Below are 13236 nucleotides of genomic sequence, written 5' to 3'. Positions count from 1 at the left end.
TTTTTAATCCTTTCTTACTAAAATATATTTATCTGTATTTAAAGCTTGTGTGATAATTTTTTTAAAATCATTTGTATCTATTGCTGAAATACTTGTTCCACCAAATGGCTTCTTTTTAAGAGAGCCGCTTTCTTCTAAAAGTTTAGCAATGGTTGAAAGATTTAGTTCAGAGGGTTTGTCTAAGCATCTTACATAGTAATTTATTTTTTTTTCGTATTTTTGATTATTTTCATCTATTATATATCCTTGAAATGTTTTGAAATAGCGATAATCAACTCCAATTTGTTCTTCAATGTAGTGAATAAAGGTGTGTGCCCAGTCGGCACCTAGGTAGACTATTTTTGCATTATTTTTTGTAAGAATATCGTAACCAGAATTTTTTCCAAAGCAAGAATTACTTTCTACTTGAAATAAGTTGGCTTTAAGTCCGTATGCCGCAAAAGAAAAAATAGGATCATTACTCCGGGTAACTTCGGGTAGTTTACGAAAAAAATTATTTAATAATCCTACGGTGCATTTAGATTTATTTTTATCATAAATTTCATTTTTGCAAAAACTATAAGAAAATGTTGGCATAACCAAGGTGCCATTGTTTGTTAGAATTTCTAAAAAACATTCTATCAAAGCTTTTAAATATTCATTTTTTTTCAATAAAGGTATGCCTAAGTTAAAAATTTCCGTATGAACACAAATCATATCCCCGGCTTTTATTCCTATATCTATAAGACAGTTTTTAAAATCTTCTTTGGTTAAAATATTTGAATTATGCTCTATTAGTTTTTTGTTGATGTTTGATCCTTAATTTTTTGATATAATTTCATTTTATCAAGTAATATTATAACAAAATAAAAGGTAGTTTTAACTTATGAAATCCAATATACAACAAATATTTGATCATATTGAAAAATCAAATCCTATTCATGCGAAATATTTAAAAAAGGTAAATTTAAATGAAGAAGAGAAAGTAGAGTTTGAAAATTTGATTCGTTTTTATTTAAATCAAGGTTTTAGTATAAATAAACAAGCTAATGCTTATTTATTATTTCTGAATGATACTTTAAAAGAAATTTATTATTTTATTGAACATGGAACTTATAGATATTCAACATTAAAAGATGTTGAAGATAAAATTTATTTTAATCATGATTATATGGAAAATTATATGATAGGGCTTGCGATATCAAATTTTATATGGGATACGCATATTGCAATTAGAAGATATTTCGTTGATCTAATGCAGAATAATAATATTTTTGGCAAATATCTTGAAATTGGACCAGGGCATGGAAATTTTTTCTTACAATCGTTAAAATTTGGTCAATTTAGTAAACTATTAGGAGTTGATATTTCTCCAACAAGTTGTGAAATGACAAAAAAAATAGTTAGTTTTAATAATCATAAAGCAAAACAAAAATGCCAATTTATTTGTATGGATTTTCTTGAATATGATTTTAATGAGCAATTTGATTTTATTACAATAGGAGAGGTTTTAGAACATGTGGAAAATCCAAAGAATTTTTTAAATAAGGCTTGTAAAATTTTATCAGATGATGGAAATATTTTTATTACTGTACCTATAAATGGTCCGGCTGTTGATCATATCTATCTTTTTTCTCATCCTGATGAGGTTAAAAATATGATCAAAAATTGCGAGTTAGAGATTGTAAAAGAAGAATATTTTATGGCAAATAATTATTCATTACAAAAAGCCTTGGAAACAAGAAATGCAATCATTATGGTAGCTTTATTAAAAAAATTATAAAATAAGTTTATATTCTAAAATTTTTTCCAAAAGTTCTTTAAATTCATAAGCTTGCATATTTAAGATATTGGCTATATCGATGATATCATTCTCTCCATCGCAGTAAGCTAGAAAATTACAAGCCAAAGGAATGTCATTGGCAGTGCTAAGGGTATGATATAGTCCTCTTTTGCCAAGATTAGGTTCGCATACTATAGTGTTTTCATATACGGCGTTGATTTCTAGATTTAAAATCATTTCTTGCATGCTTTGAAGTCCACCCATTAAGCCTTTTTCAGAGATAAAATTGAGATCATCTTTGCTAGTGTGGTATTGTTCGTATTCTAAGTATCTTGTGCGACATACTCCTACTATGCCAAGATTTACAAGCGGAGCATTATATTGTCTTTCATCGCTTCCACGATCTAAAAAACTAAAAGCTTTGAAATTTTCTTTATTTTTAAGTGTATGCAGTGCAACTTTATCGCTTAGAGTATTTTCTTTAGGCGTGTGTATGAGTGAGTAAGCATGATCATCGCCTAAGCAAGAAAGCACAAAGCCTGCTTTAACATGTTTTTTTAAATGCTCTAAATGTTTGCTAAGATAGACTATAGAGCCTATGGTTTCAGGGATGATGACAAAGCGGTAATTATATTTTCTTTCTTTTAAACTTAAAAGCCATTTTGCTAAGAAAATAGCCACCACAGGGCCGCTAAGCTCATTATTTGCCATAGAAGGATGACAAAGATAGGTTGAAATTAAAATTTCATCTTTTGAATTTTGTGTGCTAGGTAGGATAAAATCAGCATAGTCCAAAACCCCATTTTCATCATGTTTTGCATCGATATAGACCTTGTATTTGCCTTTTTTGAGTTTTTTTCTTTCATTATGCGTGAGACAAAATCCCCAACGCCTTTTGTAATAACTCGTTACATAAGGAATAGCATCAGGCATTTTTTCTATGGAGTAAAGATGATTTTGAAGTTCTTCTAGTTCGATTTCTTGATCGATAGCTTCGCTATAGTTTAGAAGGTGTAAATTATGCTTTTTAAAATCACAAATTTTTTCTCCTTCTGGAGTGATGATATAAGCTTCTTTGGCGTTCCATTCATCAGGAATTATCCAGTCAAAAACCTTTGTACCACTTTTTATAGAGTGAAATTTGAGTATACCCCCCCCCCAGAGTTTTATTTAAAATTTCTAAGCTATCTCTAAAACCTTGCCCTGTGATGCTTCTAGGGATAGGAAAAAGTTCACAAGCTAGTTCATACATAGCCTTTCCAGTTTGGCTAAAATCTTGACTTCTAAAGTCTAGCTTATCCACAATATCCCTTTTTAACTTTTTCAAGAGTGCTAAATAAAGTATCTTTTACAAATTTTGCATCTTTTAGATTCATTTCTTGATGACAAGGTATGCTAAGCTCGGCTTTGTAAAAATTATCCGCATTTTGGAGTCTGATTTCTCCTAAGAGTTTTTTATAAAAACTAAACTCATAAGTCGGTTTGTAATGCACTTGTACACCAATTCCTGCATGAAGTAAGTTTTCAAAAAGTTCTTCTTTTTGACAATAAAATTCAGGAAAAAGCAAAATAGGATACAAATGTCTTGAGCTTTTTTTATAATCTTTGATTTTTATCGTGGAGAAATACGGATTTTTTTCAAATTCTTTATCATAAAATTTTGCGATTTCTTCTCTTTTTTCAAGATTGTGATCGAGTTTTTTAAGCTGACTTATCCCTAAAGCACAAGCAACATCACTTAAGCGGTAATTATAGCCAAGTTCTACCATATCGCTATCCCAAAGCCTTTTTTTAATTATGCCATGGCTTCTTAAAAGCTTGATTTTAGCGATAAGCTCTTCATTATCACTCACCACAGCTCCACCTTCAAAAGTGGTAATAGGCTTAACAGGGTGAAAAGAAAAGATAGAAAGATTAGCTTTTTTTCCTACTTTTTCACTTTTATACAAAGCACCCAAAGCATGGCTTGCATCATCGATTAAAGGGATATTGTATTTTTTAGCAAGGTTTGAAATTTCATCCATTTCAACGCTATTGCCCGCAAAATCCACTACGCTAATAGCTCCTATATTTTCACTATCTTTTAAAAGTCTTGCTTCTAGTTTTTTTTCATCGATATTGCCATCGTTTTTAATGTCGATAAACTCTACCTTAGCTCCAGCCATTAAGGCCGCATTAGCTGTAGCAGCGAAGGTTAAAGGAGTAGTTAAAACGATTTTTTCTTTGACGCCTAGTGCCGTGTAGGCAAGATGAAGGGCTGAAGTAGCTGAGTTTAATACACAAGCGTGTTTTACGCCCACATATTCACAAAGGGCTTCTTCAAATTCATTTACTTTTTTACCCCCTGTTAAAATTTCATCTTTTAAAGCTTTTGTAAGTGTATCTATATCGCTTTGATCGATGTTTTGATGAGAATAGGTAAGCATTTTAAAAACCTTCGGTGTGATTGATGATTTCTAAAAGTTCTTTTTCGCTTGCCCATAAAGGATTATTATCCGAACTATAAGAAAAACCATCTTTTACTTTTTGTCCTTTTTCGCCTAGGGCATTGATACTAAAGTCATTATCTTTATCTACAAATTTAATACTCGGGCTTATGGCATAGTAGTTTTCAAATTCATAGGTTAAATGACTATCATCGCTTGAAATCATGATTTCATGTAGTTTTTCTCCTGCTCTTATACCTATGATTTTATGGCTTAAATGAGGAGCTAAGGCATGAGCTAGATCAGTGATTTTCATCGAAGGAATTTTAGGGATGAAAATTTCTCCTCCGTGCATTCTTTCAAAATTACTCAGTACAAATTTTACTCCATCTTCAAGGCTGATCCAAAAACGAGTCATTCTTGTATCGGTGATAGGAAGTTCTTTAGCTCCTTCGCTGATGAGTTTTTTAAAGAAAGGCACTACCGATCCTCTTGAACCTACAACATTGCCATATCTTGTAACACCAAAGCGTGTTTGTTTGTTACCTGCTATATTGTTTGCAGCGACAAAAAGCTTGTCGCTTGCAAGTTTGGTTGCACCGTATAAATTTACAGGATTACAAGCCTTATCTGTGCTAAGAGCGATACATTTTTTAACCCCATTTTCAAAACAAGCGTCGATGACATTTTGCGCACCGTGGATGTTTGTTTTTATACATTCCATAGGGTTATATTCAGCAATAGGCACATGCTTCATCGCAGCAGCATGTATAACAAAATCCACATCACGCATAGCGGCACTTAAACGCTCTTTATCTCTTACATCTCCTATGAAATAACGCATACAAGGAGCATTAAAAACGCTTGCCATTTCAAATTGTTTGAGTTCATCACGAGAATAAATGATGATTTTATTAGGTTTATAGTTTTCTAGCAAAACTTTAGTATAGGTTTTTCCAAAAGAGCCTGTTCCGCCTGTGATTAAGATATTTTTTTCGTTAAACATTTTGCCTTCCTTTGCTTAAGTTTTTTAAAATTAAAGCAACAAGTGTTCCTATTTTAAAATTCTTGGCAAGGTTATGCCAGTTTGGGCTTGATACTTGCCTTTTTTATCTTTATAAGTGGTGTCGCATTTTTCATCGCCTTGTAAAAACAACACTTGTGCTATTCCTTCATTGGCATAAATTTTTGCAGGTAAAGGCGTAGTGTTTGAAATTTCTATAGTGATATGTCCTTCAAAACCCGGTTCAAAAGGGGTAACATTGACGATGATGCCACATCTTGCATAAGTGCTTTTGCCAAGACAAATAGCTAAGACATCATCAGGCATTTTAAAATACTCTATAGTTCTAGCTAGGGCAAAAGAATTTGCAGGAACTATACATACATCGCCTTCAAAATCTACTACATTTTCTTCTACGAAATTTTTTGGATCCACTACAGTTGAATTAACATTGGTAAAAATTTTAAACTCACGCCCTACGCGTATATCATAACCATAGCTTGAAAGTCCATAGCTTACTACACCTTTTCCTATATTTGCCTCGCAAAATGGCTCGATCATTTTGTGTTCTAATGCCATTTTTCTTATCCAGTTATCTGCTTTTAAACCCATTTTTAACCTTTTGGTTTTTGTAAATTTTTGCAGGAATTATAACCTAAAAATCTATATTTTTTATGATTTTTTTATTTTTTAAAGTTAAATTTCAAGTTTTTTTATATAATACAAGATTAAGTTCTTAAATTTTGTAGGAGAATTTTATGACAAAAGAAGAAATTAAAGAGTTAGTAAACCTTTTTGCTGAAGCAAATATTAGTAAAATTAAGATCAAAGAACAAGATGGTTTTGAAATAGAACTTGAAAGAGATATGTGCTGCGATGTTCCAGCTCCTGTTTGTCCTCCAGTTCCAGCTCCACAACCTATCAATGTAAGTGTTGTAAATGAAGCTCAACCTAGTCAAAGCGCAAAATCGAACAAACCAAGTATAAACAGCCCTATGGTAGGAACTTTCTATCAAGCTCCAAGCCCAGGTGCAGCACCTTTTGTAAAAGTAGGTAGTACAGTTAAAAAAGGCGATACTATAGCTATTATCGAAGCGATGAAAATCATGAATGAAATTGAAGCGGAATTTGATTGTAGAATCGCTGAAATTTTAGTTGCTGATGGTCAGCCTGTAGAATTTGGAATGCCTTTATTTGCGGTGGAGAAATTATAAAATGGAAATTAAAAGCATATTAATTGCTAATCGTGGAGAAATAGCACTGCGTGCTTTAAGAACGATTAAAGAAATGGGTAAAAAAGCAATTTGTGTGTATTCTGAAGCAGATAAAGATGCTTTATATTTAAAATACGCTGATGCAAGCATTTGTATAGGCAAAGCAAGAAGTTCTGAAAGTTATTTAAATATCCCAGCTATCATCACAGCAGCTGAAATTGCTGAAGCAGATGCGATTTTTCCAGGATATGGATTTTTAAGTGAAAATCAAAACTTTGTTGAAATTTGCGCTAAACATAACATCAAATTTATAGGTCCTTCTGTAGAAGCTATGAATTTAATGAGTGATAAATCAAAAGCAAAACAAGTTATGCAAAGAGCAGGTGTACCCGTAATCCCAGGAAGTGATGGAGCTTTAGCAGGAGCTGAAGCGGCTAAAAAACTGGCTAAAGAAATAGGTTATCCTGTGATTTTAAAAGCAGCTGCAGGTGGTGGCGGTCGTGGTATGCGTGTGGTTGAAAATGAAAAAGATCTTGAAAAAGCGTATTGGTCAGCTGAAAGTGAGGCTATGACAGCTTTTGGTGATGGTACTATGTATATGGAAAAATACATACAAAATCCACGCCATATAGAAGTGCAGGTTATAGGAGATAGTTTTGGTAATGTGATTCATGTGGGCGAAAGAGATTGTTCCATGCAAAGACGCCATCAAAAACTTATAGAAGAATCCCCTGCGATTTTGCTTGATGAAAAAACACGCACTAGGCTTCATGAAACTGCTATTAAGGCAGCTAAAGCTATAGGATATGAAGGTGCGGGAACTTTTGAGTTTTTAGTAGATAAAAATTTAGACTTTTATTTTATAGAAATGAATACGCGTTTGCAAGTTGAACACTGTGTAAGTGAAATGGTAAGTGGGATTGATATCATAGAACAAATGATTAAGGTAGCAGAAGGTTATGCCTTACCATCTCAAGAAAGTATTAAGCTAAATGGGCATTCTATAGAGTGTAGAATTACAGCTGAAGATTCTAAAACCTTCTTGCCAAGTCCAGGTAAGATCGCTAAATACATTCCACCAGCAGGACGCAATGTGAGAATGGAAAGTCATTGTTATCAAGATTATAGCGTGCCACCTTATTATGATTCTATGATAGGCAAGCTTGTAGTTTGGGCAGAAGATCGCAACAAAGCGATTGCAAAAATGAAAGTAGCTTTAGATGAGTTGCTTATAAGTGGGATAAAAACAACTAAAGATTTTCATCTTTCTATGATGGAAAATCCTGATTTTATTAATAATAATTACGATACAAATTATCTTGCAAGACATTAAAATTTCCCTATTAAAGGGAAATTTTAATTGTAATTTTTATCTTAAATATTCTATATTGATTTTAGAGCGGAGTTTATCAAAATAATCCTGTATAAAATTTTGTCTTTGTTCACTTACGTAAGCGTTTAAAACCTCATTTTTAACTTGTTCATATTCAGGAGTTTGCGCCCCATCTTTACTTTTAACTTCATAAAGCTCATAGTCATTTTTTCCATTTAAAACAGGGGAAAAGCCTCCAACAGGAATTTGCGATAAAAGCCCTAAAAGTCTTGGATCGGCATTGCTTGTGTTTAAAGATGCATTTTGTGGTTTAAGGATTGTTTTTTTTGTATTTTTGATATTTTCTAAAGTTTGAGGATTGTTTGATAGATAAATATTTGCATTAATTTGTGTATAAAAAGTGAATTTATCTTTATTTTGTTCGAAAAATTTTTTTGCTCCATCATCACTAAAATCAGTTTTTGCCATACTTGCGATTTTTTCATAAAGCTTTCTTTTTTCTAAATCTTTTTTAAAATTTGCACGAAATTGTTCATAGCTTTGATTTTTGGATTTTAAATTTGCTTTGAAAGCATTTAAAGTGGTTTTGTTTTGAGCAAGCATTTTGTTTATAGCATCATCAAGCTCTAGATCATTGACTACAATACCTAGTTGTTTCATTTGTGAAATTTCCATTTTTTCATTGATGAGTACGCCTAAAGCTTTATTTCTATCAATTTTAAGTGCTTTCATAGTTTGATCTATATCATAAGTTGTAATAGGCTCTTTGTCTACAACTACAGCTATAGCATTAATGGTATTTGCACTAGCTAAACTTGCAAAAAATGCAAAACTTAATAAAATTTTTTTCATTTCAAACCTTTATTTAAGTATAAATATCGCATTATATCAATAAAAATTTAAGAAAAGGCAAAAAATGCACGAAAAACTTACAACGCGTTTTGCTCCAAGCCCAACAGGGTATTTGCACATAGGTGGACTTAGAACAGCTCTTTATAATTATTTATACGCTAGAAAAAATGGTGGAAATTTTTTACTTCGTATTGAAGATACGGATTTAAAAAGAAATTCCAAAGAAGCTACTAAAGCAATTATCGAAGCTTTTAAATGGTGTGGTTTAGAACATGATGGAGAAGTAACTTACCAATCAGAGCGTTTTGATCTTTATAAAGAATATGTTAAAAAGCTTTTAGATGAAGGTAAAGCGTATTATTGTTATATGAGTAAAGAAGAATTAGAAGAATTGCGCGCCAAGCAAGAAGCCGCCAAAGAGCGCCCAAGATATGATGGAAGATATAGAGAATTTACAGGCACGCCACCTCAGGGTATAGAACCTGTTGTGCGTATTAAAGCGCCTCAAAGTGGCGAGATTGTTTTTGAAGATGGGGTTAAAGGCGAGGTAAGATTTAAAGCAGAGGATATAATGGATGATTTTATCATTGCAAGAAGTGATGGAACTCCAACTTATAATTTTACTGTTGTTATTGACGATGCTTTAATGGGGGTAAGTGATGTGATTCGCGGGGATGATCATCTTTCAAATACTCCTAAACAAATTGTGCTTTATGAGGCATTGGGTTTTAAAATTCCTAAATTTTTTCATGTGGCTATGATACATGGAGAAGATGGTAAAAAGCTTTCAAAAAGACATGGGGCAACTGATGTTATGGAATACAAAGAAATGGGAATTTTACCTCAAGCTTTGCTTAATTTTCTTGTGCGTTTAGGTTGGAGTCATGGCGATGACGAGGTTTTTTCGCTAGAAGATTTGAAAAAACTTTTTAATCCTTATCATATTAATAAAAGCGCATCTTGTTATAATGCTAAAAAGCTTGAATGGCTTAATGCTCATTATATTAAAACTTTACCTTTTGAAGAGATTAATCGTCAGCTTAAGGATCTTGGTTTTGATTTATCTGTTTATGAAAAGGCAGGATTTTTACTTGATTTATTAAGAGAGCGTGCAAAAACCTTGCATGATATTATCAATGGTGCAAAAAGCATAGTTAATGCACCGCAAAATTATGATGAAAATGCAGTGCAAAAATTTGTTAACGAAAATAATTTAGAATTGCTCCAAGCATTTGCTAATACACTTAAAGATCAAAAAACAGGTAAAGATTTTGAAGATTTTACAAATGATTTTTTAGAAAAAAAAGAAGCAAAGTTAAAAGATTTGGCTCAGCCTATACGCATAGCTTTAACAGGGGGTGCGGTAAGTCCTAGTATTTTTGAAGTATTAGAATTTTTAGGGGTTGATGAGTGTAAAAAAAGAATAGAAAATTTTTTAAAAGTTAGAGGAAAATAAAATGAATTTAAAAGAAGAAGCTTTAAAATACCATTTAGGTGGGAAAATTGATATTGTGCCAAGTAAGCCAATGGCTACAAGTCATGATCTATCTTTGGCGTATAGCCCAGGAGTTGCAGAACCTTGCCTTGAAATCGCTAAAGACGCAGATCTTGCTTATACTTATACAAATAAGGCTAATTTAGTAGCTATAGTAAGCGATGGTTCTGCTGTTTTAGGACTCGGAAACATAGGAGCACAGGCTTCAAAACCTGTTATGGAGGGTAAGGCTTGTTTGTTTAAAAAATTTGCCAATGTCAATGCTTATGATATAGAAATTGATGTTCATAGTATAGAAGAGATTGTAAATTTTTGCAAGGCTTTGGCTCCAACTGTGGGCGGGATAAATTTAGAAGATATAGCTGCTCCAAAATGTTTTGAAATCGAAGCGGCTTTGCAAGATTTAGGAATTCCTGTAATGCATGATGATCAGCACGGAACAGCTATTATTTCAACTGCAGGGCTTATGAATGCTATGGAGATAAGTGGTAAAAAATTTAAAGATACTAAGGTGGTTGTAAGTGGCGCAGGTGCCGCAGGTATAGCAAGTGCTAAGATGTATAGAAATTTAGGGGTTGAAAATATTATTTTAGTAGATAGTAAAGGAGTGATTTCTAAAGATAGAAATGATTTAACTCCTCAAAAACTTGAATTTGCTGTTGATTCTAAGGAAAAGACTTTAAAAGAAGTTTTAAAAGGAGCTGATGTTTTCCTAGGACTTAGTGCGCCAAAAATTCTTGATGATGAAATGGTTTTAAGCATGGCAAAAGATCCTGTGATTTTTGCTTTGGCAAATCCTATCCCTGAAGTGATGCCTGAAGATGTGGCTAGACTTAGAAAAGATGCGATTGTAGGAACAGGAAGAAGTGATTATGCTAATCAAATCAATAATGTTTTAGGTTTTCCTTTTATTTTCCGTGGGGCTTTAGATGTGCGTGCAAGTAAAATCACTGAAAATATGAAAGTAGCGGCTGCTAAAGCATTAGCAGATCTTGCAAAACTTCCTGTAAGCGATGCGGTTAAAAAAGCTTATAATTTAAGCACTTTAGAATTTGGAAGAGATTATGTTATACCAAAACCTTTTGATGAAAGAGTAAAAGCTGCAGTAAGTACAGCTGTAGCAGCAGCTGCGGTAAAAGATGGTGTGGCTAAGGTGAAAAATTTTGATGAGAAAGCTTATTTTGAAAGCTTAAAATGAAAAATATTCATTGTATCAATCATCCATTGATCGAACATAAATTAGGAATTTTAAGGGCTAAAGAGACAAAGCCCTTTCAATTTCGTATGTTAATCGATGAAATTTCATCTTTTTTGCTTTTTGAAGCGAGTAAAGATTTTTCTTTAAAAGAAATTGAAATTTCAACACCTATACAAAAAACTACAGTAAAAAAACTTGATGAAAAGATTATGATTTGTCCTATTTTAAGAGCTGCATTAGGAATGCTTGAAAGTGTTTTTAAGATGATTCCTGATGCAAGTGTTGGGTTTTTGGGGTTTGTGAGAAATGAAGAAACTTTAAAGGCGGATTTTTATTTTCAAAAACTCCCCAAAGATGCAAAAAAACGCACTGCTATTGTTATAGATCCTATGTTTGCTACAGGTGGGACTACTATAGAGGCTTGTAATTTTTTAAAAAGCCAAGGAGTTAAAAAAATAAAATTTATATCCATACTTGCTGCTCCACAAGGTTTGAAAAAATTTAGCCAAATGCATGATGATGTAGAAGTTTTTGTGGCTTGTATTGATGAAGGTTTAAATGAAAAAGGTTATATTATCCCAGGGCTTGGAGATGCAGGAGATAGAGTGTTTAACACTCTTTAAAAGAGATGATTTTTGGAAAAATTGATTATATTAATCTTTTACCTTTGCATATATATCTTAAAAAATATCCCTTACCCAATGGTTATAAAGCAAGTATGGAGTATAAAAAAGGAGTTCCAAGTAAGCTAAATAAAGATTTATTTTATAGAAGAATTGATGCAGCTATCATTTCAAGCATAGAAAGCGCTAGAAAAAAATATAAAAATTTAGATTTGGGTATTTGTGCTAATAAAAGAGTTTCAAGTGTATTAGTAGAAAAAAATACATCAAATGCCAAAGATCCAAGTTCAGCAACTTCAAATGCTTTAGCTAAAGTATTAAAACAAGATGGAAAAGTAATTATAGGTGATAAGGCTTTAAAGCTTTATCTAAAAGATCCTTCTAAATATATCGATTTATGTGCAAAATGGCACGAAAAAACAGGATTGCCTTTTGTTTTTGCTAGATTTTCTTGTGTGCAAAAAAAAGCTTTATATAAACAAATTTTGAAAAAATTTCCAAAAATAAAGATTAAAATTCCTTATTATATACTGCAAAATTATGCTAAAACAAGAGATTTAGATATAAAAGATGTTAGATATTATTTAGATGAAGTTATATATCATAAAATTTCTACCAAAGAAAAAGTAGCCTTAAAGCGTTTTGTAAAGGCTTGCAAGGCTTTAAATCTTGCTTAGTGTTCAAATTCTCTAAGCTCTTTAACTGTTCCAAGGAGTATTACAACATCTCCACTATAAACTGTCGTGGTTTCTAAATCAGGTAGTATTTCCCAGTCGCTATTTAATTTTTTATAAGAAATTACTTTCATATTTTGTGCTACATGTTTTAAAGAATTTCCTGCTAATTTTTCATCTATATTGATCTTAATAGCTCGTATAGTATTTGCTGAAAGATCAAAAACTTCATAATCAGCATCTTTGGTTAAAAATTCTTTTACTAGTCTTTTAGCGCTTTCTTTTTCAGGATAAATAACCTTTGTTGCACCTAACTTAGAAAGAATTTGACCATGGATATTAGAGGTTGCTTTAGCAATGATATTTTTAACACCTATATCTTTAAGCGCCATAAGAGTAAGGATTGATTTTTCAACATTTTCTCCTATGCTAACAATAACAACTTCAACATCATGAAAGCCTGCTTCTTTTAGGGCTGAAATATTTGTAGAATCTAAAATATAAGCATAGCTTGGAGGATTTTGTATGCTTTTTAAAGCTTCCTCATCTTTATCTGCAACGATAACAGTGTGACCTCCAGCAATGAGTTCATCTGCTACAACTGAGCCAAATTTTCCAAGTCCTATGATTCCATAATTAAGATTTTTCACGATTTT

Annotated in this window: 13 protein-coding genes and 1 pseudogene; 7 read left to right on the top strand and 7 right to left on the bottom strand. The window is 32.1% G+C overall.

Going from position 1 to position 13236, the window contains the following annotated elements; all coding sequences use genetic code 11:
* Positions 1 to 3: 3 nt before the first annotated feature.
* The gene (locus tag SR62_RS06405) at positions 4 to 696 is read right to left on the bottom strand and encodes an AAC(3) family N-acetyltransferase (protein ID WP_257841199.1); all 693 of its coding nucleotides are present in this window, start codon (positions 694 to 696) and stop codon (positions 4 to 6) included.
* Between the two features lie 169 nt (positions 697 to 865).
* Between SR62_RS06405 and SR62_RS06400 the strand changes: the two genes are divergently transcribed.
* Complete coding sequence (locus SR62_RS06400) at positions 866 to 1762, top strand: class I SAM-dependent methyltransferase (RefSeq protein ID WP_002876739.1); 897 nt, start codon at positions 866 to 868, stop codon at positions 1760 to 1762.
* On the opposite strand, the pseudogene SR62_RS06395 reads toward SR62_RS06400, so the two are convergent.
* The 4 genes and pseudogenes from SR62_RS06395 to dcd all read right to left on the bottom strand — a co-directional run bounded on the left by SR62_RS06395 (position 1757) and on the right by dcd (position 5803).
* Positions 1757 to 3065, bottom strand: a pseudogene (locus tag SR62_RS06395) (DUF4910 domain-containing protein). The gene SR62_RS06400 and the pseudogene SR62_RS06395 overlap by 6 nt on opposite strands.
* On the bottom strand, positions 3058 to 4188 hold the full coding sequence (gene pseC / locus SR62_RS06390) for a UDP-4-amino-4,6-dideoxy-N-acetyl-beta-L-altrosamine transaminase (RefSeq protein WP_147502311.1): 1131 nt from the start codon (positions 4186 to 4188) through the stop codon (positions 3058 to 3060). The pseudogene SR62_RS06395 and the gene pseC overlap by 8 nt, the downstream one beginning before the upstream one ends.
* A gap of 1 nt (position 4189) precedes the next feature.
* Complete coding sequence (gene pseB / locus SR62_RS06385; protein WP_002892583.1) at positions 4190 to 5194, bottom strand: UDP-N-acetylglucosamine 4,6-dehydratase (inverting); 1005 nt, start codon at positions 5192 to 5194, stop codon at positions 4190 to 4192.
* 48 nt (positions 5195 to 5242) lie between these two features.
* Positions 5243 to 5803: a dCTP deaminase gene (gene dcd / locus SR62_RS06380; protein WP_002869981.1), complete on the bottom strand. Its 561-nt coding sequence runs from the start codon at positions 5801 to 5803 to the stop codon at positions 5243 to 5245.
* A gap of 146 nt (positions 5804 to 5949) precedes the next feature.
* On the opposite strand from dcd, the gene accB reads away from it, so the two are divergent.
* Positions 5950 to 6405, top strand: a complete 456-nt coding sequence (accB, locus tag SR62_RS06375) for an acetyl-CoA carboxylase biotin carboxyl carrier protein (RefSeq protein WP_002866271.1) — start codon at positions 5950 to 5952, stop codon at positions 6403 to 6405.
* A 1-nt stretch (position 6406) separates the two neighbouring features.
* Entirely contained in the window at positions 6407 to 7738 is a 1332-nt protein-coding gene (locus tag SR62_RS06370) for an acetyl-CoA carboxylase biotin carboxylase subunit (protein WP_002881298.1), read from the top strand.
* 36 nt (positions 7739 to 7774) lie between these two features.
* Here the strand turns inward: SR62_RS06370 and salC are convergent, their stop codons facing one another.
* Complete coding sequence (gene salC / locus SR62_RS06365) at positions 7775 to 8590, bottom strand: peptidylprolyl isomerase SalC (protein WP_002881304.1); 816 nt, start codon at positions 8588 to 8590, stop codon at positions 7775 to 7777.
* 64 nt (positions 8591 to 8654) lie between these two features.
* Here salC and gltX point away from each other — a divergent pair, with 64 nt between their 5' ends.
* The 4 genes from gltX to SR62_RS06345 are packed head-to-tail and all read left to right on the top strand — an operon-like array spanning position 8655 to position 12583.
* Positions 8655 to 10046 (top strand): glutamate--tRNA ligase, encoded by a 1392-nt coding sequence (gene gltX / locus SR62_RS06360; protein WP_002881306.1) that lies wholly within the window; start codon positions 8655 to 8657, stop codon positions 10044 to 10046.
* A 1-nt stretch (position 10047) separates the two neighbouring features.
* Positions 10048 to 11283: a malic enzyme-like NAD(P)-binding protein gene (locus SR62_RS06355; protein WP_002881308.1), complete on the top strand. Its 1236-nt coding sequence runs from the start codon at positions 10048 to 10050 to the stop codon at positions 11281 to 11283.
* On the top strand, positions 11280 to 11906 hold the full coding sequence (gene upp / locus SR62_RS06350) for a uracil phosphoribosyltransferase (RefSeq protein WP_002892587.1): 627 nt from the start codon (positions 11280 to 11282) through the stop codon (positions 11904 to 11906). Before SR62_RS06355 ends, upp begins: the two co-directional genes overlap by 4 nt.
* A 5-nt stretch (positions 11907 to 11911) precedes the next feature.
* Positions 11912 to 12583, top strand: coding sequence for an MqnA/MqnD/SBP family protein (locus SR62_RS06345; protein ID WP_002892588.1), 672 nt, complete (start codon positions 11912 to 11914; stop codon positions 12581 to 12583).
* Here SR62_RS06345 and SR62_RS06340 read toward each other — a convergent pair.
* A complete protein-coding gene (locus SR62_RS06340; protein WP_002853664.1) occupies positions 12580 to 13230 on the bottom strand; it encodes a potassium channel family protein in 651 nt (216 codons plus the stop codon). The genes SR62_RS06345 and SR62_RS06340 overlap by 4 nt on opposite strands.
* Positions 13231 to 13236: the final 6 nt, after the last annotated feature.

This window comes from Campylobacter sp. 2014D-0258 (assembly GCF_008000495.1).
In the GTDB taxonomy this organism is placed as follows: domain Bacteria; phylum Campylobacterota; class Campylobacteria; order Campylobacterales; family Campylobacteraceae; genus Campylobacter_D; species Campylobacter_D jejuni.
This window is presented reverse-complemented; position numbering and strand designations above follow the sequence as displayed.